The sequence below is a fragment of the Nitrospira sp. M1 genome (assembly GCF_965152605.1).
Genome location: NZ_OZ224217.1, coordinates 3,900,451 through 3,925,502 on the forward strand (window position 1 = coordinate 3,900,451; position 25,052 = coordinate 3,925,502).

At 48.9% G+C, this 25,052-nt stretch carries 29 protein-coding genes and 1 tRNA gene; 6 read left to right on the forward strand and 24 right to left on the reverse strand.

The features are described 5' to 3' along the window. Positions 1 to 21: 21 nt before the first annotated feature. The 5 genes from ACWHX8_RS17470 to ACWHX8_RS17490 form a co-directional block, all read right to left on the reverse strand. Positions 22 to 381: a four helix bundle protein gene (locus ACWHX8_RS17470; RefSeq protein WP_447971932.1), complete on the reverse strand. Its 360-nt coding sequence runs from the start codon at positions 379 to 381 to the stop codon at positions 22 to 24. 211 nt (positions 382 to 592) lie between these two features. Beyond that, entirely contained in the window at positions 593 to 2,341 is a 1,749-nt protein-coding gene (locus ACWHX8_RS17475) for a type II secretion system protein (protein ID WP_447969414.1), read from the reverse strand. 58 nt (positions 2,342 to 2,399) lie between these two features. Further along, on the reverse strand, positions 2,400 to 2,759 hold the full coding sequence (locus tag ACWHX8_RS17480) for a four helix bundle protein (RefSeq protein ID WP_447969415.1): 360 nt from the start codon (positions 2,757 to 2,759) through the stop codon (positions 2,400 to 2,402). Positions 2,760 to 3,054: 295 nt separating this feature from the next. Continuing rightward, a complete protein-coding gene (locus ACWHX8_RS17485) occupies positions 3,055 to 3,918 on the reverse strand; it encodes a type II secretion system protein (protein ID WP_447969416.1) in 864 nt (287 codons plus the stop codon). After that, positions 3,896 to 4,126 (reverse strand): four helix bundle protein, encoded by a 231-nt coding sequence (locus ACWHX8_RS17490; RefSeq protein WP_447969417.1) that lies wholly within the window; start codon positions 4,124 to 4,126, stop codon positions 3,896 to 3,898. The genes ACWHX8_RS17485 and ACWHX8_RS17490 overlap by 23 nt, the downstream gene beginning before the upstream one ends. Before the next feature lie 372 nt (positions 4,127 to 4,498). On the opposite strand from ACWHX8_RS17490, the gene ACWHX8_RS17495 reads away from it, so the two are divergent. After that, positions 4,499 to 4,816, forward strand: a complete 318-nt coding sequence (locus ACWHX8_RS17495) for a BrnT family toxin (protein ID WP_447969418.1) — start codon at positions 4,499 to 4,501, stop codon at positions 4,814 to 4,816. Further along, positions 4,758 to 5,063 (forward strand): BrnA antitoxin family protein, encoded by a 306-nt coding sequence (locus tag ACWHX8_RS17500; protein ID WP_447969419.1) that lies wholly within the window; start codon positions 4,758 to 4,760, stop codon positions 5,061 to 5,063. The genes ACWHX8_RS17495 and ACWHX8_RS17500 overlap by 59 nt, the downstream gene beginning before the upstream one ends. On the opposite strand, the gene ACWHX8_RS17505 is transcribed toward ACWHX8_RS17500, so the two are convergent. The 10 genes from ACWHX8_RS17505 to ACWHX8_RS17550 all read right to left on the reverse strand — a co-directional run bounded on the left by ACWHX8_RS17505 (position 5,060) and on the right by ACWHX8_RS17550 (position 12,755). Then, positions 5,060 to 5,173, reverse strand: a complete 114-nt coding sequence (locus ACWHX8_RS17505; RefSeq protein ID WP_447969420.1) for a prepilin-type N-terminal cleavage/methylation domain-containing protein — start codon at positions 5,171 to 5,173, stop codon at positions 5,060 to 5,062. The genes ACWHX8_RS17500 and ACWHX8_RS17505 overlap by 4 nt on opposite strands. 38 nt (positions 5,174 to 5,211) lie before the next feature. Further along, positions 5,212 to 6,417: a type II secretion system F family protein gene (locus tag ACWHX8_RS17510; protein ID WP_447969421.1), complete on the reverse strand. Its 1,206-nt coding sequence runs from the start codon at positions 6,415 to 6,417 to the stop codon at positions 5,212 to 5,214. Further along, positions 6,410 to 8,107 (reverse strand): GspE/PulE family protein, encoded by a 1,698-nt coding sequence (locus ACWHX8_RS17515; RefSeq protein ID WP_447969422.1) that lies wholly within the window; start codon positions 8,105 to 8,107, stop codon positions 6,410 to 6,412. Before ACWHX8_RS17515 ends, ACWHX8_RS17510 begins: the two co-directional genes overlap by 8 nt. 126 nt (positions 8,108 to 8,233) lie before the next feature. Beyond that, a complete protein-coding gene (locus tag ACWHX8_RS17520) occupies positions 8,234 to 8,389 on the reverse strand; it encodes a hypothetical protein (RefSeq protein ID WP_447969423.1) in 156 nt (51 codons plus the stop codon). 132 nt (positions 8,390 to 8,521) lie between these two features. Continuing rightward, positions 8,522 to 9,190 (reverse strand): type II secretion system protein, encoded by a 669-nt coding sequence (locus ACWHX8_RS17525; protein ID WP_447969424.1) that lies wholly within the window; start codon positions 9,188 to 9,190, stop codon positions 8,522 to 8,524. 223 nt (positions 9,191 to 9,413) lie between these two features. Then, the gene (locus tag ACWHX8_RS17530; RefSeq protein WP_447969425.1) at positions 9,414 to 10,097 is read right to left on the reverse strand and encodes a type II secretion system protein; all 684 of its coding nucleotides are present in this window, start codon (positions 10,095 to 10,097) and stop codon (positions 9,414 to 9,416) included. A 147-nt stretch (positions 10,098 to 10,244) separates the two neighbouring features. Next, the gene (locus ACWHX8_RS17535; RefSeq protein ID WP_447969426.1) at positions 10,245 to 10,901 is read right to left on the reverse strand and encodes a tetratricopeptide repeat protein; all 657 of its coding nucleotides are present in this window, start codon (positions 10,899 to 10,901) and stop codon (positions 10,245 to 10,247) included. A 441-nt stretch (positions 10,902 to 11,342) separates the two neighbouring features. Next, the gene (locus ACWHX8_RS17540; RefSeq protein ID WP_447969427.1) at positions 11,343 to 11,669 is read right to left on the reverse strand and encodes a glutaredoxin family protein; all 327 of its coding nucleotides are present in this window, start codon (positions 11,667 to 11,669) and stop codon (positions 11,343 to 11,345) included. A 13-nt stretch (positions 11,670 to 11,682) separates the two neighbouring features. Continuing rightward, entirely contained in the window at positions 11,683 to 11,922 is a 240-nt protein-coding gene (locus ACWHX8_RS17545) for a BolA/IbaG family iron-sulfur metabolism protein (protein WP_447969428.1), read from the reverse strand. A 101-nt stretch (positions 11,923 to 12,023) separates the two neighbouring features. Further along, the gene (locus ACWHX8_RS17550) at positions 12,024 to 12,755 is read right to left on the reverse strand and encodes an alpha/beta hydrolase (RefSeq protein WP_447969429.1); all 732 of its coding nucleotides are present in this window, start codon (positions 12,753 to 12,755) and stop codon (positions 12,024 to 12,026) included. Between the two features lie 410 nt (positions 12,756 to 13,165). Between ACWHX8_RS17550 and ACWHX8_RS17555 the strand changes: the two genes are divergently transcribed. The 3 genes from ACWHX8_RS17555 to ACWHX8_RS17565 all read left to right on the forward strand — a co-directional run bounded on the left by ACWHX8_RS17555 (position 13,166) and on the right by ACWHX8_RS17565 (position 15,455). Then, positions 13,166 to 13,570: a GNAT family N-acetyltransferase gene (locus ACWHX8_RS17555; RefSeq protein WP_447969430.1), complete on the forward strand. Its 405-nt coding sequence runs from the start codon at positions 13,166 to 13,168 to the stop codon at positions 13,568 to 13,570. A gap of 125 nt (positions 13,571 to 13,695) precedes the next feature. After that, positions 13,696 to 14,859 (forward strand): anhydro-N-acetylmuramic acid kinase, encoded by a 1,164-nt coding sequence (locus tag ACWHX8_RS17560; protein WP_447969431.1) that lies wholly within the window; start codon positions 13,696 to 13,698, stop codon positions 14,857 to 14,859. Beyond that, positions 14,856 to 15,455: a DUF2726 domain-containing protein gene (locus tag ACWHX8_RS17565; RefSeq protein ID WP_447969432.1), complete on the forward strand. Its 600-nt coding sequence runs from the start codon at positions 14,856 to 14,858 to the stop codon at positions 15,453 to 15,455. The genes ACWHX8_RS17560 and ACWHX8_RS17565 overlap by 4 nt, the downstream gene beginning before the upstream one ends. Positions 15,456 to 15,665: 210 nt before the next feature. On the opposite strand, the gene ACWHX8_RS17570 is transcribed toward ACWHX8_RS17565, so the two are convergent. Next, on the reverse strand, positions 15,666 to 16,286 hold the full coding sequence (locus ACWHX8_RS17570) for a hypothetical protein (protein WP_447969433.1): 621 nt from the start codon (positions 16,284 to 16,286) through the stop codon (positions 15,666 to 15,668). A 121-nt stretch (positions 16,287 to 16,407) separates the two neighbouring features. Between ACWHX8_RS17570 and xth the strand changes: the two genes are divergently transcribed. Then, positions 16,408 to 17,202, forward strand: coding sequence for an exodeoxyribonuclease III (xth, locus tag ACWHX8_RS17575; RefSeq protein WP_447969434.1), 795 nt, complete (start codon positions 16,408 to 16,410; stop codon positions 17,200 to 17,202). A 609-nt stretch (positions 17,203 to 17,811) separates the two neighbouring features. On the opposite strand, the gene ACWHX8_RS17580 is transcribed toward xth, so the two are convergent. The 8 genes from ACWHX8_RS17580 to ACWHX8_RS17615 all read right to left on the reverse strand — a co-directional run bounded on the left by ACWHX8_RS17580 (position 17,812) and on the right by ACWHX8_RS17615 (position 24,932). Further along, positions 17,812 to 18,402, reverse strand: coding sequence for a pyruvoyl-dependent arginine decarboxylase (locus tag ACWHX8_RS17580; protein WP_447969435.1), 591 nt, complete (start codon positions 18,400 to 18,402; stop codon positions 17,812 to 17,814). Between the two features lie 269 nt (positions 18,403 to 18,671). Continuing rightward, on the reverse strand, positions 18,672 to 20,108 hold the full coding sequence (locus tag ACWHX8_RS17585) for an aldehyde dehydrogenase family protein (RefSeq protein ID WP_447969436.1): 1,437 nt from the start codon (positions 20,106 to 20,108) through the stop codon (positions 18,672 to 18,674). Between the two features lie 17 nt (positions 20,109 to 20,125). Further along, positions 20,126 to 20,410, reverse strand: a complete 285-nt coding sequence (locus tag ACWHX8_RS17590) for a hypothetical protein (protein WP_447969437.1) — start codon at positions 20,408 to 20,410, stop codon at positions 20,126 to 20,128. 89 nt (positions 20,411 to 20,499) lie between these two features. Then, positions 20,500 to 21,186 (reverse strand): DsbA family protein, encoded by a 687-nt coding sequence (locus tag ACWHX8_RS17595; RefSeq protein WP_447969438.1) that lies wholly within the window; start codon positions 21,184 to 21,186, stop codon positions 20,500 to 20,502. A 123-nt stretch (positions 21,187 to 21,309) separates the two neighbouring features. Further along, positions 21,310 to 22,416, reverse strand: coding sequence for a deoxyhypusine synthase family protein (locus ACWHX8_RS17600; RefSeq protein ID WP_447969439.1), 1,107 nt, complete (start codon positions 22,414 to 22,416; stop codon positions 21,310 to 21,312). Positions 22,417 to 22,565: 149 nt separating this feature from the next. Further along, positions 22,566 to 22,643, reverse strand: a tRNA-Glu gene (locus ACWHX8_RS17605). A gap of 311 nt (positions 22,644 to 22,954) precedes the next feature. After that, positions 22,955 to 23,368, reverse strand: coding sequence for a cupredoxin domain-containing protein (locus ACWHX8_RS17610; RefSeq protein WP_447969440.1), 414 nt, complete (start codon positions 23,366 to 23,368; stop codon positions 22,955 to 22,957). Positions 23,369 to 23,402: 34 nt separating this feature from the next. Further along, on the reverse strand, positions 23,403 to 24,932 hold the full coding sequence (locus ACWHX8_RS17615; RefSeq protein ID WP_447969441.1) for a DegQ family serine endoprotease: 1,530 nt from the start codon (positions 24,930 to 24,932) through the stop codon (positions 23,403 to 23,405). Positions 24,933 to 25,052: the final 120 nt, after the last annotated feature.

Here is a 25,052-nt window from a genome sequence, read left to right on the forward strand (position 1 = left end):
AGACAAGAAACGAGCAACGGCCTAGAGTTTTTTAATGAGGTTTTGAAGCATTCGTGATTCATGGTCTAACTTTTCTAAGACACATTGACCTTTTTCAATGGTTAGATACTTCAAGGCACTGCTTACGTCTATTTGAGTTTCTAGTTCGGCACAGGAACCCAGAGAGACATAAAGAAACTGCCGGTATTCCTTGTTATGCCTTCGATTAAAACCCTCGGCAACATTTGATGGTATCGACACGGAAGCACGGCGCATTTGTGCAGACAATCCATACAGTTCTTCTCTGGGAAATGACTTGGTTATCTTGTAAATGTCTAGAACGATTTCTTTCCCTAACTGCCATATCTCTAGATCTCTAAAGCTTTTGATTCTTACTACCATAGCAATCACGTTGTTCGTTGCTCGTGAAGCGTTGTTCGTTGCTCGTGCCTGCACGCTGTGCCCACGCTGACATTGTGTAGCCTCTTTGCTACGACGGACGGAAGTGCTTCAGTTCGCTCGTAAAAAAAACTGCAAGACCTTTCCTTAACGAGCAACGAGATACGAGCGACGTCTTTTCCCCCACGAGATACGAGCGACGAGCAACGTTTTTTCAAAGCGTTGGCGCCAGCGAAAACGCGTCGATCTCTTCGTTCCCTGAATTCAAATTCATGTCCGATCCATCAAGAAACATGGTGGCCGTGGCGTCGGACGTACCGGCGCCGGTTGAGGTCACATCCAGAATAAAAATATCCTGAGCTCTGGTGGAGATATCTACGCCATTCCCGACCTTGTTATCCTGCTTATCCAGCGTGACCAGAACCTGCCCGGACTGCAAGGCCTTCCCGCCGACTGTCATGTCACGCTCCACAAGATCTACTCCCGCGACTCCGGCTCCTCCCGGATTGGTCCTTCCCATATCGAAATCACTTCCATCAATAAGTAACGTAATTCCATCATTGAGCAGGCTCACATCCGCCGGCACATAGTGAAAGATTTTGTTTTTATCGGCAGTTCCTGTTCGGCTAAATAAGAAGGTGCCGGCTTCCAAGGTCTGACCTCCGACGACGGTCTCCTGTTCGACGAGGGTAATCCCGGAAATGGCATCGGGCCCGACCCCGCCGCCATTGAACAGCATAATGAAGATCCCGGAACGATAATCCCCCATGGTATCAGGCCGAAAGATAATGACATCATCCGGCCTGGCCACCAGACTATTGGCGCTGTTAAAGACTGTATGCCACGCGGGTGTGAGCAGTAGGTCGCCTTCGAACAGATCCGTGAAGGTCGGGAATAAGATCCCCCCCAATTCGATCGTGATTTCCCGGCCGACATAATGGATCGCCGAAATATTCGCGGAGAGCGTAAAGTTATGCATGTCGATTACCGATGTGACGGTCCCTCCTGTGGTTCCCGGCTCAAAAGCCAAACCGGGCGGCCCGAGTTGGAGCAACTCTGCCGCACTCCATGAATTCAAACACGTGGTTCCGCTTGGATCCACCGCATTCACGGTCGAAATCCAGATTGCCCGGCACGAGGGACTCGCCGAAGGCGTGATCCTCCAGCGCGATCCGTCGGCATGACAAGAGTCGTAGCGATAGCCAGTATCGCGGTCGAGAGAAAATTGTACCTCCGGCGTGGCATACGGCGAGACCTCGTCCAAAGCAATGGTGGTTCCGGTAAGATGATACCGATTGTGATTCAGCTCCGGCTGAAGGTGACAATCCCAATTCATGCTGGTGCCATCGATCTGATACGCCCCTCTGGACCCCGTCGCATTTATTGTGGCAAGCCGGTACAACTCACTGATTTGGCCTCGATGGATTTTGAGGTCAGGTGTCGTCGTTTCATCGGTATTCCACCAGGTATCAAATTCTGCCGCGTTCGTAATGGTCGGAGCGGCATCGGCATTGAGGTCGGAGATGAGCAGGAACTGCGCATCGTCCAATTCGCTTGGCGTGAGCCCCGTGGCATTGGAAATTCCGCTGACGCCTGGATGAACGACAAAGTACCGAGGGAAGCCTCTGCCATTTTGCGTGAGCTGAATGGCGTTCCCCGACACATAGCCTGGACTCAGCGAAGCCAACGTTGGCGGCCACGCATGCTGCTCCAGGAGATAGACCCTAATCGCATGGGCAATACCGCTAAGGCTCTCATCCTCGGCCTTGCGGGTAGCGGCATCAAGACGTTGAATGACGTTTGGTGCAATGATGGCCCCGATAATGGCCATGACGGCAATGACGCCGATGAGCTCAAGGAGGGTAAAACCGTTGCTCGTCGCTCGTTGTTCGTTGTTCGTTGTTCGTTGCTCGTCGCTCGTTGTTCGTCGCTCGTTGTTCGTTGCTCGTCGCTCGTTGCTCACGAAATAGCTGAAAGACGTTTTGGGGACGAGATACGATTCACGGGATACAAGCGACGGCCTAGAGTTTTTTAATGAGGTTTTGTAGCATTCGTGATTCATGATCTAACTTTTCCAAGATGAACTGACCTTCCTCAGGTGTCAGATACTTTAAATCACTGCTGATTCCTATTTGAGTTTCTAGTTCGGCACAGGAACCAAGAGAGACATAAAGAAACTGCCGGTATTCCTTGTTATGCCTTCGATTAAAACCCTCGGCAACATTTGATGGTATCGACACGGAAGCACGGCGCATTTGTGCGGACAATCCATACAGTTCTTCTCTGGGAAATGACTTGGTTATCTTGTAAATGTCTAGAACGATTTCTTTCCCTAACTGCCATATCTCCAGATCTCTAAAGCTTTTGATTCTTACGACCATAGCAATCTCGTTGTTCGTTGCTCGTGAATCGTTGCTCGTGAATCGTTGCTCGTAAACCGTTGCTCGTAAACCGTTGCTCGTGAACCGTTGCTCGTTGTTCGTTGCTCGTGCCTGCACGCTGTGCCCACGCTGACATTGTGTAACTTCTTTGCTACGACGGACGGAAGTGCTTCAGTTCGCTCGTAAAAAAACTGCAAGACCTTTCCTTAACGAGCAACGAGATACGAGCGACGAACAACGAGCAACGTCTTTTCCCCACGAGATACGAGCAACGAGCGACGAGTAACATTATTTCTCATGTCGAACAGGTCGACCCCAATGCATTCCATTGCGAGCCTGTTGGACATGCTGGATCGAATTGATATCCGGCATCGGATGTGAGCATGAAGTTCAGATCTATCCCTCCAGTCGAGAAAGCATTTGCTTCGTCAAAGTCAATAGGCGTTCCCACTAAATGATAGGTGCCACGCGACGCAAGCCGTCCGCCGCCTGAACTCGTCGCCGTTCCATTGATGCGATAACTCCCTCCATCGCCCACGGCGCTGATGCTCACCAAATGAAATAAGTGACCAATATGGCCACGATGGATTTTTAAATTCGGGGTGCTTGTCGTATCGGTATTCCACAAATCATCAAATTGCCCAGCCGTACCGACAGCCGGATTCGCATCTGCGCTTACATCTGAGATGAGAAGAAATCGGGCATTCTGAATCGCATTTCCAGCGATTCCTGCCGCATTGTCGAAGGTGTTCATATTCGGGTGCATGACAAAATATCGTGGAAACCCTCGTCGATTCTGCCCAATCTGCGCAGAACTAATAGGGACATAATTGGGACTCAACGCAGCCAGGTTCGGCGGCCACGCCCCATTCTCTCGCAAAAAAATCTCTACCCCTTGCGCAATATCCTGTAAATACATCTCTTCATCGTTTTGTATCCCCACGTCGATTTGCCGCACCACCTGTGGCGCTAACAGACCACCGAGAATCGCTAGTACCGCCAGCACGCCGAGCATTTCGATTAAAGTGAAACCGTCGTTCGTTATTCGTCGCTCGTATCTCGTAAAAGAAAAGCGAGACGATCTCTTACATGAGCAATTCTTCGTGAGCGACGAGCAATGAGCAACGAGCAACGATTTAGAGTTTTTTTCGGATTTCATGATCCAACTTTTCTAAGAGATGCTCACTTTGTTCGGGTGAGAAATACTGCAGTTCACCGCTCACTTCTATTTGAGTTTCTAGTTCAGCACTCAATCCCAAGGCGATATAGAGAAATTGTCGATACTCTTTGTTGTGTCTCCGATTAAATCCTTCAGCGATATTGGATGGTATAGAAACAGTCGCACGGTGCATGCGCCGCCAAGCCATAGAGTTCTTCTCTGGGAAATGCTTTTGTCATCTTATACATATCTAAAACGATTTCCTTCCCAAGTGCCCATATCTCTAAGTTTCGAAAATTCTTCATCTTATGTTCCATATTTACGAACGTATCTCTTGGCATAACTCATTAAAAAGAAACCAACCCGTTCCCCCACGTTTCACGCTTCACGAACGACATTTCACGTTTCACGTTTTTCTTCCCCGCTTCACTTCACGTTTACTCCCTTTAGAAACGCAGATCCTCGTATCTTATTTCGGGAAATTTCACCATTTCCTTAACAGTCTCTGGGGAATAGGGCGTACGACTTCTTCCGTAAAGAAAAGGCTTGCATGTATGTACAGCTTGTATTAACATAAATTATGCTCTTTGAATGGGATGAAGAAAAGAACCGTCTCAATATTGAGAAACATAGGATCAGCTTCGAAGAAGCGGTGCATATATTCAATGATATTCACCTGTCCCGTCCTGATACCCGTGAGGATTATGGCGAAGTACGTGAAATTACCATCGGGGTGATTGCAGAAACAGTTGTGGCGGTCGTGGTCCATACGGACCGCGACGAGATGATCAGGCTCATTTCAGCCCGTAAAGCCAACAAAAGAGAAAGGAGTGAATATCATGCCTACTATACGAAAAAAACAGAAGGACCTGCCGCCGATCTCGAAGAAGCGGATTAAGGAACTCAAGGCTATTCCAGACGAGGAGATTGACTACAGTGACATTCCTGAACTCGATGACGAGTTCTGGGAAAATGCCGAATGGGCCGAACCGGATAAAACGCTACCGCTGACCATAAGAGTAAAAGAATCCGTGCTAGATTATTTTAAGGCCGGTGGAAAGGGATACCAGACCCGCATTAATGCGGTGTTAGAATCCTATGTTCGGGCAAAGTCCGGGAAAAACCTGTCTCATCCAACCCGTTAAATGGAGCGATCATGTCTACGATGAGCGACCACGGCCAATACGCCGAGCATTTCGATCAACGTGAATCCGTTGCTCGTTGCTTGTCGCTCGTGAAAAAACTGAAAGACCATTCCTTAACGAAATACGAGCAACGAGATGCGGTTTTTCCTCACCGCATTCCCCCCATCAGGCTCATCATGGGGAGGAAGATGGAGACGGCAACAAGACCAACCGTCCCTATGAGTCCGACGGTAATCATCGGTTCCATAATGCCAAAGACTTTTTTCACCCGCCTGGGGATTTCTTCGTTGTAATAATGCGCCACATGCATGAGGGTCTGATCGAGGCGGCCTGCCGCTTCTCCAACCGACACCATTTGAATCAAAATGGGCGGGAAGACTGGATGTTGACGAAGCGCATTGCTAATCGTTGCACCCTCCGAAACATCTTGTTCAACCTTTTTTAGCGCACGTGTGATCACGAGATTTCCCACAAGCCGCTGACATAAACTCAAGCCCTGTAATACCGGAATGCCGGCCTTATAGAGTACGCCAAAGTTATGCGTGAACCGTGAGAGAGCCAGCATGCTCTTGAGAGGTCCGAAGATTGGAGCTTTGAGCATCCACGCATCCCACAAGTACGCAAAGGCTGGAATACGGGATTTGATAACCCACACGATCACCGGCACGACGACAACCAGCATCCCCATTATCCACCACGCACCTTCCATGAATTTACTAAAGGCCAACACCGCGACGGTCACAAAAGGCAGCGGAACATTCAGGCTTTCAAGAATAGGGGTGAATCGTGGAATCACAAACGTAAACATAATGATAAACAGACCAAGAACAGCCGTGAGAATCGTCGCAGGGTAAATAATGGCCTGCCGGATTTCACCTTTCATACGTTCAACCCACTCAAGATATCGTTGAAGTTCTTGAAAGGTTTCAGGCAACGTTCCGCTCTCTTCTCCCGCTTGGACCAGATTCACGACAAGTTGGGGAAAGACTTTCGGATATTGGAGCATGGCTGAATGAAGCGGCACTCCAGTTTCAACCGTACGCCACACTCGACCGAGAATTTGACCAAATTCCGGATGCGACGCTTCCTGCGCCAAGCTCATGAGTGATGACAGGATGGGCACACCGGCCTGTGAAAGACTCGACATATGCGTCACAAACTCAAGAATGACCTGTGGCTTCACCTTGGCATTGCCTTTCGAGCCGGTCACAAGCGCACGTGTTTCTTGAGCTTCCAGCAGCAGTTTTCCGGACTCTTTGAACCGGATCCGCAGCTCGTCAACGCTATCCGCGCTGATCACGCCCTTCTGAGTCTTCCCGTCTGAATCAACGGCCCGGTACTTGTAATTACCCATCGACCACCCGTAAAACCTCCTCGACTGTGGTTATGCCTTGAAATGCTTTAGCCAATCCGTCGTCCTTCATCGTCTGCATGCCGTCCCGCTTGGCAATGGCTCGAATCGCGGGAAGATCGGGACCCTGGACAATTGGAAGATGAATTTGTTCATTCATCAGCAGCACTTCAAAAATCCCTTGACGCCCTCGAAACCCAGTCATCCCACATGCCCGACACCCTTTGCCAATCCATAACCGGGGTTCCTGCCCCACGGGCGGTGGAATCTTTAAGGCTTTCAACACCACCTCCACATCCGTTCGCTCCTCTTTGCAACCCTGACAAATGAGTCGGACGAGACGCTGTGCCACGACGCCAGATAGTGCCGACGCAAGCAGGTAGGGCTCGATGCCCATGTCGATCAACCGGGGAATTGCGCCTACCGCATCATTCGTGTGAAGCGTCGAAAAGACTAAATGCCCAGTCATAGCGGCTCGCATGGCCAGATCTGCCGTTTCCAAATCTCGAATTTCTCCAACCATGATGACGTCGGGATCCTGTCTCAATAAGGCGCGAAGACCTGCCGCAAACGTCATCCCGATTCCAGGATTGACTTGCGTTTGACGCACCATCGGCATTTGATATTCCACCGGATCTTCTAACGTAAACACTCCCTTCTCTTGCGCATTGACCCCTCGCAAACTGGTATAGAGCGTGGTCGTCTTGCCACTCCCGGTCGGACCTGTCACAAGAAGAATGCCATAGGGACGCTGAACAACGGTCTGGACTCTTTGTTGATTGTGCTCGGTGAATCCAAGCGAGATAAACTCTAAATTCACCGCCGCCTTATCCAATATTCGCATGACGAGACTTTCGCCGAAGTTGGTCGGCAGGGTAGAGACACGAAGATCGACTCGCTTGGTTCCTGACGTAAAGGGAATGCGACCATCCTGAGGCAGCCGTTTCTCCGTCACATTCAGCGTTGCCATCAGCTTGAGACGAGCAATAATAGAAGCCTGTAGAGCTTTTGGAATGAGGATTTCCCGCCCCAACAGGCCATCCACCCGAATACGGATTCGTAGGTATTGTTCATCGGGCTCTACATGAATGTCCGTTGCTCGAATTTGAATCGCAAATGTAATGATCTGATTACACAATCGGATCATCGGCGCTTCGGTCCCGGACTGATCTCCCAATACGCCGATGCCTTGCTTCGCCAATTGATCAACCAAATTGGTGATCGTTTCACTTTGGGCGTAATATCGTTCGATGGCATCGGCTATGGTTTGTGGTGGAGCCGTCACCACTTCAACGTTCAACCCGGTCACCCGTTCAATCGTATCCACCGCCATCACATTGTAAGTGTCCGCCAGCGCAACCTTGAGCAGATTGCCCTCACGATTCAGTGGAAGAAGTTGAAATTGTGCCGAAAGTTCATGAGGCACCAGTTCCAGCACATCCGGAGGAATAAAGTAGTCTGTGAGATCGAGAACTGAGGCTTGCGATTCTGTGGCCAGGTATGTCGTTAAGACTTCGTCGGTGATGAATCCTAAGCTAACCAGCGTTTCACCAAGAAATTTGCCGAGACGCTTGGACTCTTTCAAGGACAGATTTAACTGATCTTCGAGGAGAAGACCATCTTCTACGAGACGGTCGCCCAGACGCTTGACCTTAGGCTTCACTTCGTCTTGTTCAATGGAAGGAGTACTCATACGTCATTCACCTTTGAGCGAGTACTGAGTTCGAGGAAAGGAGGAGTCGTAGGAACGATTGGAGATGTTGCTGTGCGTGGGACACGAAACCTATTGTTAGTGCTGTCGAACACCTCCCTTCTCCATTCAGGCACGACCAATGCGCCATCCACATCGATGACGGTGCGTTGGTCGCGAGACAGACAGCGACGGTCTGTAAGAACGTAACCCGCCCCATAATTGAGAGTCCGGCTCGACGCGCTTTCCCTGTCCAATGGGATAACCTTGCTCTGCGATGGCCATGAACTGTGTCCTGTGATATGTCATGTTCATTCGTAGGGTAAAAACAATCAAAGCCCTCAGAAAAATCAAGCTACATCATTCGTACCTAGATTGTGATTCCATACAGCATGGTCTTCGCGGCCCGCAATCGCCTTATCCATGGTTCAGATAAATCATCATTGCATCAGTTGCGGCATCGTATTTTGCCCGGCCTCGTACCACACGTTCTGCTGTGCTAGCTCCAATCCCCGGATCGATAATGGCATCAACTTTCTCAAAGTCTGCATCACTAATCCCTGTGAATATGACATACACCACATTGGCAGTAGTCGGTATATCACTCCCGCCGTCGTTATTGAGATCCCATCCGACATTTGTGCCATCTGTTGCCGTATTATATGCCACGGGTGTACTTGAAGTTGGCATGGCAACTTGCGTTCCCAAACCTGGAGGTACACTGGAAATAAATTTTGCCAAATATGGACCTCGAAACCTTGTCCAGCTGTTCGCCCCGGTATTTAAGGCGTCGTTCACATCCAGCGTCAGACGTGCCCCAAGAGATGTGTCCTCGGTACTCAGGCCAGTGCCTTCTGCCGTCGGCGTTCCACCGGCATCTAAAGGGAGCAGCGTACTCATATCAGAATAATAATCGACCACTGCCGTTTCGTAGGTTCTGACAGCGGCCACCAATGCATTTGCCCTTGATTCAGCCATGATCTCAAACACTTTTGGCAGCAACAGTGCCACCAAAATTGCAATGACGGCCAAGACACCGATCATTTCGATCAAGGTAAATCCTTGCTCCTTTCGTATGTTCTTCATAAATCCCTCTCCTCCTGCAACGTCATTGATGACCTTATGATTAGTTGGGTTATGTGCATATACGGACATTTCATTCTTGTTTTCTGTTTTCATGGTCTTTCTTCGGCAGTCTCTTCTCCAGCCTTAAGGGCTTTCTGACTATAAAAGTAAAAATGTTGCTCGTTGCTCGTAAAAGAAAGATCAGAAGCTTTTTCTTTCGAGCGACGAGTAACGTTTTCCCCTATTATTGGTGAGCCAAATAGAGTTGAAGGCTCATGTTCACTGGATCATATTTTGCCCGTCCTCTGACGAGCTTCTCTTGTACTGTTTTTCCAATATCCGGTTCGATGACAGTATCAATACGGAGAAATTGTTCGGGAGTAATCCCCGTGACGCGGAACATGACGGTATGGGCATGTGTCGGTACATCGCTTCTTGCATCATCGCCCTTTAAGTCCCAGGCATCATTGCCCCCCGTGACAACAGACCCTAACGGCAGGGCTTTTTGGGTCGGGAGAAACATTTCTCCGCCAAGTTCTGGCGGGTACCGTGTATCGAACTTCTCCAGGTACGGTCCTTGAAATTTCATCCAGAGATTGAAAGACCCGACACGCGAATCGCTTGCCACAAGCGTCAGTTGAGCCGGAAGCGAATTCGGATTGGCACTGTTTCCTGTCTTTTCGAGACGGGGTAACCCCTGGGGATCTAAGGGAAGAATCGTCCCAACATCTGCATAATATCGACTGATCGCTTGATGGTAAATTTTGGCAGATGACACAAGCGATTCGGCTTTGGAGTCTGCTATCAAATCATGGACATGAGGGAGGGTGATCGCGGCCAATACGGCACCAATCGAGACCACTCCAATTGTTTCCAATAGGCTCAAGCCACTTTGGGGATGGAGCCACGCCGTCCTCTTTGATTTCAATATCACCTGATTTCAGAATTGCCTTCTTTGCCGTGCGATCTCTCGGTTTATCGTTGAAGAATTTACAGCTATACGCTAAATATTTAGGAAATTTTCACTGGCAAGACACGGAGCCACAAGGAGGAGAACACATTGCCCCCTCTTCAATCACGAACGCGTACGAAGTTCTTGCAAAGCAATCTCGGCAAAGGGGTCGCCATGTATTGAGGCACGCCGAAACAACTCCTTGGCTCTTTCAATATCCTGATAGTCTGTCTGAGCCTCGGCATAAATGGAGCCAAGATGAACCAGTGCGGCAGTAAAGTCAGGTTCTAAATGAAGGGCTTGTTCATAGGCTTCAATGGCTGCTGGCACCTCATTTTGCATACGAAGTGCACTCCCGAGCCCGACATAGGCTTCGGCTACGTCAGGCTTTTGGCGAAGGGCTTCTCGATAGGCTGCGGCAGCCGCGTCATAGTTGCCACGAACGAAAAACGACCGACCTAATTCTTGATGCCATTTCTCATCATGGCTAATGCCTTGAGCAGGTTTTTCAGGGAGATGCACGGGCAAGGGAGAAACCGTTGCCACTCGTTGACTGGGTGTTTCTATCTGCATGTCATGCGCTGGGGTTATTACGTCAAACAGAGAGGAATCGTGCAAACCACTGAGAATTGCGGCTTGGGTAAATTGGCTTTGCTGTTTCAGCGTTGCCGGGGTATGAGGGCTGACGCTTTTCTCATAATTCGCTGCACAACCCACGCTCATGAAAAGACCTACCAGCATGACGATATGCCGGCTCAAGCAATTCTTTGTTTTGTTCACAACACACTCCATGTCGATAGATGAAACACCGTGCAATGTTTGCTGCATGTGCGTTTCAACATTGCGATAAGAGGTCTTGCACCCTATATCGGGAGATTTGAGAACAGCCTTGATGCTGACCTGTCACATTTATCGCGTTACAGCACCTGCAATGACAGGGTAGCTCAGGCTTTCACAACACAAAAGGATATCTAAACGTCGGAAGTTATGAGTAACCGGCAAGAAGTATGAAGATTGGACAAAACACTCTGTAAGCAATAACGACCGAAGATCCGTAAAGGGAATGCATAGTATGGGGGTAGGAATGACTGTAGAAATGTGACGACGAATGTCGCATCCGATAGATAAAGGAGCCTTCACACACCAAACCTGCCATGAAAAATGGCGGGTTTGATGTGTAGCTATCGCGGAATAATGTCTTTTTTAAAGGACACGGCCTCGTTATTCAGATTTGAACGCTTCCTTCAACAATGGGAGAAGTTCGCCCTTCTGTTCCATCGGTCCCAACACATCGGTATCACCATAAAACGTTCCATTGATGAATACCTTCGGCAAGGTTGGCCAATTCGTCATCTGATTCAAAAACTCTCGCTTCTCTGGATTGGTGAGCACATTCACAAGCTCATAAGGGTGCCCGAACTTGTTAAAAAATTCCATGGTTTCCACGGTAAACCCGCATTGCGGGGCCGTTTTTGTCCCCTTCCCGTAAATCAAAATTTTATGCTCTTTAATCTCGCGTTGAACTTCTTCTTCAATTGGATTAGACATGGAATTGTTCTCCTTATGCTTCGTCGTTGGTTTTTGCCTGTAACTCTACCGCATGAATACGCCCATCTTTCATCGGCACATCTAACGCTTGGTAAATCATACGGTGTCGATCTAATAGATTCTTCCCTTTGAACATATCCGACACAACATCGACATTGAAATGATCCATCGTTCCAGTACGATCAACGACCGAAACTTTGGCATCAGTCATTGATTGCTGAATATACTTCGTCAGGTCTTCCTTGGTAATCATGTCATCTCCCCAGTTCGCGAATGGTTGATCTCTAGCCTTCTCACTATAGCCAACCTACCATTCTTTGCGCAATTCCATACAATACGCCGGACTTCTCACTGTCAGCCTTCATCGACATATTGATACAAAGCGGCTCTGATGAAGATCCCGAGTCGCTCAAGGACATTCATAGGAATTTCATGCCCACCACGAAATTCATGCCATTCAACAGAGACCCCATTGGTTTTCAGCATATCACGCAGCCATTCAGCTACCACTGGCGAAAGAATCGGATCATCGATTCCATGACTTTGAAAAACCGACAACCCCTTTCGCTGTTTAGCCAACGAGGCCCATTCATCGCCAGCAATGAGGGAGCCAGAGAGCAAGATCAGCCCGGCAAATGGGTGCTCAGTCCGTAATGCCACATCACATGCCAACATCGCCCCTTGCGAAAACCCGCCAATTACTAGTTCATTGGCGCTTACATCGAGTTCTTTTTTGACCGTCTTCAACACCTCGATAATTTTCCCACGAGCCTCCGACAACCCGTTAGGCACTTCTTTCGTCAATTGTGTCCAGTTCCCACTCGCGCGCTCTCGAGCCAGTCGTTCCATGTCTAACATCCACCACGCTCGGGAATCCCCAAATCCCATGCTTAAAGACAGAGGCGCGGCAGGGAAAACGAATCGAGTTTCCTCAGGTACGTCGAGAACCCGCCAGAGAGGAACAAGGTCGTCTCCAGGAGCCCCAAACCCATGAAGCAAGAGCACAACCGGCCCCGAACCACCCCCTTCGCGGTCAGGACCACCGGTTATCCGCACATCAAGGCCAGCAATTGTTACGTGTTTCATCAACTCACTTTCTCTGTCTAAGGGGAAATATCAAACGCGAAGCGTTGCTCATGGAGACAACAAACGTATCTCGTTGCTCGAAAAAACCTCACAGATTCTTCAGGCGAAATACGAGCAACGAGCGACGCCTTCCGTCCATTCCGCAACACATGCGTTTTAATGTCCCATTTTGGGAGAGCCGGCATTGGCTCCTTGGGTGACCAGTGGAATTCTGAGGACCTGTTTGCAGTGTGTACAGTTGACCTTCATTGTATTTGGATCAGAATACTCAATGTTTTGTTCCGGTATCCAAAACAATAAACTACATTTAGGACATTTTCTCACGAGCATCGGCATACAACAATCTCCATCAATCACTAGTTTTTGGGTAGCTATTTAGTGTAATACAGAGCAGCCACTAATCGCCAGCCATGATTACATTTTCCGACTCGAAAGATATTACCCCCCAGCAGCTGCTCCCCCTATTCGAGCAAGCCCAGTGGTCTCGCGGGCGAACGCTGGAAAACACGGCGTCCATGCTGACGCATAGCGATGTGATTCTTTCCGCCTGGGAAGGCTCTCGGTTGGTTGGGTTTGGGCGGGTCCTGACTGATTATGTGTTTCGAGCATCAATTTGGGATGTGATTATCGACCAACACTTTCAAGGTAGAGATATTGGCACCCAATTGATTCGTCAGATTCTAGACCATCCATCTCTCCGGAATGTTGAGCTATTTTGGCTCTGCACGAGAAATAAACAGGCCTTTTACAAAACCCTAGGCTTTTCCGATCAAGAACAAACCGGTATGGTGTGGGATCGGAGAAAACATACATAAATGAAGAAACAAACGTCGTTCGTATCTCGCATCTCGTCGTTCGCAGGAAGACTCACACATGATTTTCCTCCACAAGATACGAGCAACGAACGACGAGCAACGTTTTCATACAATGGTGTCCAACTATGATTGTAGCCGGCCTCATGTCTGGAACGTCAGCCGATGGCGTCGATGTCGCACTCGTGGACATTCGAAGAACCCAACATCGTCTCAAAGTTCAGTTGAAATATTATGAAACGAAGGCGTATTCTCCCACCCTTCGCAAACGAGTCTTGGCAGCCGCAGAAAGCGGACATGTCGCGGAGATCTGCCACCTTAACGCCTTTCTTGGCGAATTTTTTGCTAAGGCTACCCGAGAAGCCATCGAACGGGCCAAACTCACCACTCAGCAGGTCAAACTTATCGGCTCTCATGGCCAAACACTGCATCACCTTCCCAAGCCTCGACGCGAGTCAGGCATAGGCCCCGTTCGATCAACACTACAAATCGGTGATCCATCTATTATTGCCGAACGAACCGGCATTACCACGATTGCGGACTTTCGCTCACGGGACCTCGCGGCTGGAGGAGAAGGGGCACCTCTCGCCCCCTATGCGCATCATCTCCTTTTTCATCATCGATCGCGCTCCCGATTAGTCGTCAACCTGGGAGGGATCGCCAATGTCACGGTCTTGGCAGGTGGAGCTTCGCTGGAGTCCACACAGGCTTTTGACACAGGCCCATGCAATATGTTGTTAGATGCTGTCACCACTCAACTCTCACAAGGCAAACAGTCAATGGACCGTGGTGGACGGCTCGCACGACGTGGCCAAGTGGACTCGACGATTCTCCGGTTTTTACTGTCTCATCCATTTCTACACATACCACCACCCAAGTCGACCGGGAGAGAAGAGTTTGGGCATCAGTATGTACAGAAATTATTACAACGGACTCGCAAACGCCAGCTCTCACTTTCAGATGTTCTGGCCACATGTTGCCGCTTTCTGGCACTGTCCATCCACCAGGCACAAACTTGGATCGCAAACGACATTCATGAAGTAATTCTCGGCGGCGGCGGAATCTACAATGCAGCGCTTGTGGGAGCCATACAGGAAACCTTTTCACCCATTCCGGTTCGAACCATGGACGAGTGCGGGTCTCATAGCAAAGCGTTTGAATCAATCGCTTTTGCAATTCTCGCCTATCAAAGTTTTCATGGCGTCTGCGCAAATGTTCCAGCCGTTACTGGAGCTCGGCATCCTGTTGTGTTGGGAAGCATGACCCCTGGACACCTGAGGATGAACGCGTGACACGACAAGCTGAAACGTCATTGTCCAGCCTGCTGCAGGAAGGAACATCTCTCCTTTCGCAATTACCCGACGCCTCGTTTCCCGTCATCCTCCTGACAATTCTTGTCCTCATTGCCCTTGCGCTTTGGGTGATTTGGGGACGCGAGCCATCGCACCCTCCAGTCAACAACACGCTGTCAGGGCAGCGATTCGAACAGGTTTCAGCTTCAACTCGACCACTGTTTCCCAATACAGAAGCTTCAATATTTAATATCGTTCGCTTAGCCGTACAAGAGAGTCATCTCGTGCTCGCAAAACTTCCACTCTCATCAGTACTCACCATTGAGAAGGATGATCGTGAGAAACGGAAAGCGATCATGAAAATCTTACAACACATTCGGATAGATCTGGCCTTGATCCATCCAGGCACCCTTCATCTCGAAAAGGTTATTCACATCAGGGGAACCAACCCCTCTGTGACTCCGGTTCAAGAAAAAGAACAACTCGTGACAGCCGCCTTACAGGCAGCAGGTATTACCACGATCACGCTTGACGCCAATGAATCCTATACCATTCCACAGGTATTGGCGTTACTGGGATTAGCGGAAGAAGATTGAAAAAACGTATCCCGTCGCTCGTCCTTCGTGTCTCGTTGCTCGTTTTCCTCAAAGAAAGCTGCAAAGTCGTACGACAGTGGTTTAACCGTTTAATGAGTCCCAACCCTCACCCCAGCCCTCTCTCTGAAAGGGCGAGGGAGAATTGGGAGCTATCAGTTGAAAGTTAAAATACTATAACGAGATACGAGGAACGAACGACGAATAACGTTTCTACGAACGGATGATAGGAAGCATCGTCCGAAAGGTTTCTTCGCCGATGTCGGCAACGAGGCCGGATTGAATGCGAGGATCTTTCATGGGAATAAAGCGGGCGATTTTCACCCATGACCGATTCGCCAATACCGCAGCAGCTTGTGACTTCCGGTCTCGCGTAAGTTCCATCGTGTAGCCCGCACCATGGTTCCACTCCCACAACGAAGCACTCAAACACAGACAGATATTGTGATCACAAATATCCGCATAGTGATTGATTATATTCTCTTTATAACGTCGAATGTTGGGGCCTTCCAACATGAGAGCAAATACTACATGATGTCCCCACCAAAAGAGCGTACGAAAAGCAAACTTTTCTTCTCGCGTATAATGTCGGGGAAAGTCGAGGTATTGATACGGAAAATCTTCCAAATGTTCACCTTTCACAAACTGAAACGCTTCAGGGTTAAAACTCTGAGGAGCAATCAGCTCCGCTCCAACGAGAGCTGATTGTAGACGCGTATGCAGTGCTTCAAATGTCTGGCGAACTGTGATCGAAATATGAGCTTTGGTGCGAAAAAAATCTGTATCCGCAAAACACTCAACTTCTTCTTGAGTAAATGAAAATGATTGATTCACTGAATCCTCATTGGAAACAAATGTATCTCGTCGCTCGTTGCTCGTTGCTCGTAAAAAATACTGCAAAGCTCTTCTCACGAGATACGAGATACTAGCGACGAGCAACGTTTCGTGGATTGTCATGAAAATTGCTACATTTAATGTGAATTCCATTCGTCGGCGCCTACCCATTGTACTGGACTGGCTCATGAAGAAAAAGCCAGACGTGATGTGCTTGCAAGAAACGAAGGTTCAGGATGCGGACTTTCCAACTGACGCCTTCGCCCAAACAGGCTACCACCTCACATTTCGAGGCATGAAAAGCTATAACGGCGTGGCCATCTTGAGTCGCACAGAGCCGGAATGCGTGTCATTCGGTTTTGGCGATGACGAAGAGCATCCGGATGATCCGATGCGTCTCATGCGAGTCGTAATCCAAGGGATCCCCATTCTCAACACCTATGTCCCGCAAGGCTTCTCTATCGATTCCCCCAAATACCAATACAAACTTGGTTGGTATCGGAGACTCACCCGCTATTTTCAACAACACCTATCATCCAAGAGGCCAGCTATATGGTGCGGCGACATGAATGTCGCCCCAGAGCCCGTGGATGTTCATGGCCCAGAAAAACATCTCAAACATGTTTGCTTCCATGAGAATATTCGGAAAGCCTACGAACATACGGTCGCCTGGGGATTCGTCGATGTGTTTCGTGCGCACTATCCCAAACGACAACAATTCACGTTTTGGGATTACCGGCAACCCAGTGCCTTAGAGAACAATCGCGGCTGGAGAATTGATCATATCTTAGCAACACCGGTCCTCGCACAAACCTGCACAAAGGTGTCGGTTGACCTCGGTCCACGCAGAGCCGAAAACCCCTCAGATCACACAGTAGTATGGGCAGAGTTTTCGAAGTATCGCGAATCCAAATAAACAGCAGCATGCCTTGGACACGGTTGGTGAGCGACCCAAATGGATTTGACGGGCAATCATGGTTGTGGAAGCTACACGTATTGGCTTGGATACGGTCGATGCAGGTTGGTGCCCACGTCTCTATCCCACTTTAGTTGATGAAGCTAGAGTTACTGACGTCTTTTTGTACAGGTATCCAAGTCGATTACAGGTGTCCTTGGACACGGTTGGTGAGCGACCCAAGTGGACCTGACGGGCAATCATGGTTGTGGAAGCTACACATGTTGGCTTGGATACGGTCGATGCAGGTTGGCGCCCACGTCTCTATCCCACTTTAGTTGATGAAGCTAGAGTTACTGACGTCTTTTTGTACAGGTATCCAAGTCGATTACAGGTGTCCTTGGACACGGTTGGTGAGCGACCCAAGTGGACCTGACGGACAATCATGGTTGGCCTCTGATTGCTCCTAGGGTCTCGATTACAGGTGTCCAAGACAACTACGTTGGCAAGAGGTAAAAGACTGTGAGGGTGAGACTGACGAACAAGGCCGCCTTCTGTAAGGCGACCTTGTCATGGAACGAAAGGAAAAGAGAAATGAGAGGAAGTATTGTAAGCTAAGCGTTGGTGAGTTTATTTTTTTCGTGACGATTTTCGTCGACTTTCCGCCGGCACATTTTCCGGTGGAATAAAGACCCCGCAGGCGACAACCGTGGTCCAAAGGTTTGCCTTACCAATTGCTGACTGAGTAATGTTTTGGGTTTTGACAATTTTTCCGCCCATTTTGAAAACTTGCTCACGTTCTTTCCACGCCACATCTGGGTCAAAATCTATTCCAAGTGTCGTGGCAAGCATCTGCGCAGCCAAGTCTTCGGTATACTCTCCGGCCTCTTCATCCGTTTCACCATAGGCATGGTGCTCAGACAAATACCCGTAATGGGATTCACGTCCTGTGGGAATCGCGAGTCCAATCGAAGCCGAGATGAGACGATTTCGCTCGTTGGTTTCCGACCTGGCCATCACGCAAAAGGTAATTTCACCTGGATTGAGGAGTTTTTCTCCTCGCTTCCGTGGAACGATTTTACAATCCGGAGGGAATATTGAAGACACGCTGACTAAATTGCAAGCTGCAATCCCTGCACTTCGCAACGCTTCCTCAAAAGAGGTCAATTTCTCTCGGTGCACTCCGACCCCTCGAGTTAAAAACATATGTGTTGGAACCATAACTCCTCCTCTTTCTCTTTGAGATCTAGACCATCGACTTCTTGCACTAACTTCCCCCTCCGCACACACCAACGCTCACCAAAGTATGCTATGAATCCGTTGTTGTATTATAAAAAGGTGAGTGATGAAGGATAGTATGACAAACGCTCAACACAGGGTTGTCTTATTTACCAAGAGTTGAGGACAAGGTGCAAGAAAGAACTCGATAAATACATGTTACATTTTGATGACGAAAACCGCTCAGCTATCTGATAGAGCTGGTCCACTATTCAAGAAAGCGGTACATTCAAGACCAATAATTTGGGCTCCATCAATTCCTGTATGGCGTACTTGACGCCTTCTCGGCCAAGTCCAGAATCCTTGATGCCGCCATAAGGCATATGGTCGGCACGGAATGTCGGAATTTCATTGGCGAGAACCGCCCCAACCTCAAGTTGCTGAAAGGCTTGAAAAATCTTCTGCGTATTCTGCGTAAAGACTCCGGCTTGCAATCCATAGATTGAATCGTTGAGTTGCTGCAAGGCACCTTCAAACTGTCGATACGGGGTCAATACGACCACTGGTCCGAACACTTCTTGACAGGAAACCGTCATGTGCGACTCCACATCGGTCAGCACAGTCGGCGAAACGATCGAACCTTGACGCGTTCCTCCACTACGAATCGTTGCCCCTTGCGTGACCGCCTCATTGATCCATGACTCAACACGCTGAGCCGCACGTTCGTCAATCAGCGGTCCGACGACGGTCTCTTCTTGCGACGGATCTCCAACGACCACATTGCGAACGCGACTGAGGAATGTATCGACCACTGAATCATAGATCGACTCATGAACATAGACACGTTGAACTGAAATACACGTTTGACCTGAATAGCTAAATCCTCCCGTCACACACCGTTGGACAGCAAGGTCCACATCGGCGTCAGGCTCGATGATCACTCCGGCATTGCCTCCTAATTCCAACAACACGCGTTTTTTTCGGGACTTCGCCTTTAACATCCAGCCGACGGCAGCGCTTCCAGTAAAGCTCAGAGCCTGGAAACGGTCATCGTCAACAAGCATCTCAGCCAGGTGATTTTGACAAGGAATCACGTTGATGGAACCCGCAGGGAAGTCGGACTGAAGAATCACTTCACCTAACAACAGCGCTGTGAGTGGGGTTTGAGGAGCCGGCTTAATGACGATAGGATTTCCTGCAGCAAGGCATGGAGCCACTTTATGTGCGACCAAGTTAAGTGGAAAGTTAAATGGCGTGATTCCCAGCACTGGCCCGATCGGAAACCGGCGGAGCATCCCCGTGTAGCTCTCCATCCCCGCCATACGATCCATAGGGATGACCTCACCTGGAATGCGTGTGGTTTCTTCGCTGGCAATAATAAATGTTTGAATGGCACGATCGACTTCCCGGCGAGCGTCAGATATAGGCTTCCCGGCTTCCTCGCTGATCGTTTTCGCAAATTCTTCGCGTCGACGCTGAAGCGAGTCTGCAATCTGCTGTAAGCCCTTCGCTCTTGCATGAGCTGGAAAACTTTTTAGGCGAGCAAAGGCTTCTGAAGTTGATTGGAGAACCTGGGAAATTTCCGGCTCACCGGCTTGGCAAACCTGAGCCAGAACTTGTTGATTGTATGGGTTGATGACCGATTCAGTGTGAGAAGTCTGAATCCATTCGGAGCCGATTAAGAAAGGCCGGGGGGAGTCAGTCGACATTATTCCCGTCACGAAGGTTAGGGTGTAAGCGGACCGTCTGACAATGTTGTCGAATCAGCCATCGAGGGGGTAGAGTGAGATTGCGCGCCGGCGGCTTGTGCCTTGGCAATCAACTCTGGCGTACCCCATTCCTCTAATGACTCGAAAGCAAACGGTTCAAAGGTTGATACTGCGCCACAGCCAGGACAACCTTGAATTGGAACTTTGGCTCTAAACACTTCCTCAAGACACTCCATACACACAAACAAATCTGGTTCGCCTGGAGAACATTCCACAGACCAATAAGCAGAAGATTCTGACATAATACTTAGAATTCCCTTATGTTAAAACATCTCACACAGCCCACGACCATCCATAATCTGAACCGATATTGGTGATCGACGAAAATATTTTATGATGCCTCTTGCGATGGCACAGATTTTAAGACTTTTTCGATTTCCTCCTGAAAGACATCATACGGAAATGCTCCAGGAATCATGACCATCTCCCCATCTTTCGGCAACGACGTGACAAATATAACAAATCCTGGGGTACCTCGAACTCCAAGCGTACCACCTTCAATTCGATCTTGATAAATCGCCTTTACATAATCATCGCCACTGACACATTCCGAAAACTTTGCGGTATCAAGCCCTAACTCTTTTGCATACCCCGTCAGTTGCTCTGGTTCGAATTGTTGCTCACTATTGAACAACCGATCATGCATCGGCCAATACGCATCTTGAGCTCCGGCACAACGAGCCGCTTGAGAAGCTTGAAGACCTGGCCCTCCAGGCGCACGAGGAAAATCACGATAGACAAAGCGGACTTTTCCCGTATCGATATACTCCGTCAAAAGACGTGGAAAGGTTTCATGGAAGAATTTTTCACAATACCCACAGGTAAAGTCTGAATATTCCAGCACGGTCACCGGGGCATTGGGATCACCTCTCACAATATCGGTATCTCGAACAAGAAAATCTGTCGAGGGTTCTGCAACGGCAAGAGAGGTGACGACCAAGAGCAACAGGCCGAATATGATAGCCTGAACATAGCCGAGCACCCGATTGTGAGTCGTATGTAATTGCATATGAGACATAGAGTTTGATTTCTTTATCATTTACAGAGGTTAACAATAACTGAACAGTGAACATACGAACAGGCTATTGTGTCATTCTCGATAAGTCATTGTCGAGCCTCAGACACAGAGATAGACCCAAAACTATCCCGTACCCTGTTTCTTTGACAGACGCTCAAGGAGACCCATCATCAAAATTGGCCAAACGACTGTTGCATCACTCAATACTTCAGAGAATTGACCGCCTTCATGCTGTGGCACAAATTTCCCCCACGAGACACCCTCTTGATAGGTACACCCGCTCAGCCCTCCCCAGTAGTCTGGTTCTGGACATATCCGGACACCATAATGAAAACGTGGTGGCGTCAAATTTGTCCCGAGTCGGACATTCAATATTTCAATATACGGGGGAGTTTGCTGCGCCCAATTCCTTGGCACCCCTCCTCCAATCGTAAAGATTCCCAAGCGCTTGGCAGACAGTAATTGCTCTGTGTAACTATTGAGATCGAGAAACGGATTAAACGTCGGGCGATGCTGTTGCAACTGAGCCCAAATGTCTTGGGATTTCCCTTTCTCTGACGGAAGCTCATGGCCTTTTCGATAATACTCAGCCATCCCCCAAATGGAGACATCAAGGCCAAGTTCCGAATCCGTAAACGCTGGAATGTACACAGGCACACCTTTCTCATAGGCACTTTTGAGAATGGCCGGACCTTCGAACTGCTCAGCAAGCGTTTGACCAAGCTCACGATTGAGACGTTCCGACGAGAGCGGTTCATCCGGAGACAGTCGCTTTAAGGTCTCACCCACCACTTCTTCAACATGGTTTAAGTTAAGCTCCATCTCCAACGTGTCATACACTCGATTATAGCCCTTTTCGTACAACTCAGGGTCGCTCATGGTGGGTTGATACTTATAATGCGTTGCTCCGACGGCTTCGCTCATTCCATGCGCCATCAGGGCCCCGGTTGAGACCACGGCTTGCACCATGCCCTGATCAATCATGGTGCTGATAATTTTCCCCATCTTGGCAATTGTCATCGCCCCAGAAAGGGTCAACACCACCTTGCAGTCAGGATCTTCAATCATATTAGTTAAAATATCAAAAGCCTCACCCAATCGACGTCCGCCAAAGGCTGTTTTCTTCATGGCTTCTAACAAGTCTGAAAATGAGTTGACGGCTTGAGGATCAAGTGATTCAAGGGCTTCGAGCCCATCTTGTTTTCCATCATGGAACTGTCGTGTGTTCATAATTATCCCGTTTTCTTCAGCGCAATGAATAATAATGAGGTCGAGTCAGTCTAACATAGCAAGGGAAGAATTCAGGAGGGGTAATTGTGAAACTTCAGGCTCTTCGCATGTGGAAAGTGAGCAATGATTGTCTGTGCCTAGACGAAGGCTGGTGGTCCCAACGGGATTTGAACCCGTGTCTGCACCTTGAGAGGGTGCCGTCCTAGGCCAAGCTAGACGATGGGACCAATCTGCGCAGTATCCCTTACAAGGAAGAAAGAGTCAAAAAGCTCACGAAACTTTATAGCGAATCCAAATACATTCCGAGCCTGAACATACCATGAACTTCGCGCAGCACAATTGTCTCAACTAGCAGAAATTCCTTGAATCGGCTAGAGCGGAAGTTATGTGAAATAGCCATAACTCGTCATTCGTCGCATTTCCAGGGAACGGAACTGTACCACAGGGGTATTGCCCGCGCAATAAATCTTCGCGATTCTCACGCATCAATTGGGCAGCTACAATAAAACCAAGAGGCCATCACGAAACAGGCAATGCGTTAAATACTCCTTGACGGCGCGTTCCAACTTTGCCCCTTGACCCGGATAAAGCCACGCATGAAGGGGTGAATACCGCAATGATAGGCGTAGTCGCCAGCCGGCAATTCCGAAAGAACGAACTGTTCGCCAGGTTCAAGCATCCGAGACTCAAACGCACATTTCGATCGCCGTAAGCAATCGTCCGAAAGAATGGAATGCGGCTCTCTCCCTCGATTCTCCCATTGGATTACCGAGCCAGCTTCGGCCGAAACACTGGGTGGAGAAAAAAAAGGAGGATGTTGTTGGATTTGGATAGAGACCCTTGATGACAGTGCCTGAACATTGAAAGAGACGGACAGACTAAGAGTCCAAGCGAGAAGAAACGTTATGATCGTAAAAGACATCACAGACCAATACGTGTTCTTCTTTTTCATCGGTGGCAACCTCGTGACACTCTCGGCCTTACGTTTAAGGTTTGATCGTAAGAAAAATCGTTCTCGCTCCACGTTTCAACAAGACAAGTACTGACGCCGTTTCTCCGAGCTCGCTTGCGACGGTATCAAAATCTTCGATGGTTCGTATCGAGTTTCGATTCACCTCAAGAAGAATATCACCCTTTCGAAGACCAGCCCGATCTGCTGGGGCATCCGGCTCAACATGTGAAACCAGCACCCCTCGATCATCAGACATTTGCTCAGATGGTATCGCTTGAACCGTGACACCTGAAAGGGCATGTTTCCCTGTCGATTGCTCATCAGGTTTACTGGATAAAGACGCCACATCCTTAGGCATCTCCCCAATATCAACGCTCAGCTCACGATCTGTACCATCCCTCCAAATGGAGAGAACAATTTCTGAGTTTGGGGGCGTTTCTGCCACAAGTGATCGCAAGTGCGTGGGGTCTTTCACCGGCTTTCCATTAAAGTGTCGAATAATATCGCCACGTTGCACCCCAGCTCGCCCTGCAGGACTCTCCGCGAAGACATCTCCCACCAACGCACCTGATGTATCTGGGACATCAAACTGCTCAGCTAAATCATGGGTGAGTTCTTGAATCGACACGCCGAGCCAACCACGGATCACCTTTCCATGGCCAATTAAACTTTCCATCACATTCTTGACCATCCGACTTGGAATGGCAAAGCCAATCCCCATGTATCCGCCGGTTTGTGAAAAAATAGCGGTATTGATGCCTATGAGTTGCCCGGAGAGATTCACTAAGGCTCCCCCGGAATTTCCAGGGTTGATTGCGGCGTCTGTTTGGATAAAGTTTTCGTAATCAACGATCCCCATATTGGCTCGTCCCACGGCACTGATAATACCCATCGTGACCGTTTGATTCAGTCCGAAGGGATTACCAACAGCAAGAACCATTTCCCCCACTTGGAGCGCACTCGAGTCTCCCCAAGGCAACGTCGGCAATCCTGTCGCCTCAACTTTAATGACGGCCAGATCCGTTTTGGGATCCGTGCCTATCAATTTCGCAGGGTACTTCCGCTTATCACTAAATAACACCGTGAGCTCATCGGCCTTCTCGACAACATGGTTGTTGGTCACAATGTATCCATCGGCACGGACAATCACACCCGAACCCAAGCCTTGCTCTTTTCTTTTACGAGGTTGCTTAAACTGTTCCTCAAATTCTTCCCCAAAAAATTTTCGAAAAAACGGATCATTAAAAAAGGGGGCTTGTTGAGACTTTTTTGATTTGCCAACCTTTCGGCTTGACGAAATATTCACTACCGACGCCATGGCCTCCTTCGACACTTTGATAAAGGTCTCATTCGAGGGAAGTGAAACAGTGGCGACGTTTACAGGCCGAGCCTTTGGCTCTGTCTCCACATCCGTGGTGGTCGCTTCAGCGACCGGAGCAGAGCCACCGGGCACTTCAGAACATTGAACGAATGCGCTGAGTACAAAAATAGCTATGATAATGACAAAGCCAAGTGACCGTTGCTGCATGAAAGAATAGAGATGCTGACTGGAACCCACTCGCATGAATCGCTCCTTTCACCCACGACACATCAAAAGTTACATTCCACACGATAATACGTATGGCACACACATACACTACCTAACCCTTTGTTTATCATACCATCTTGAATTCGTTAAGCGTAA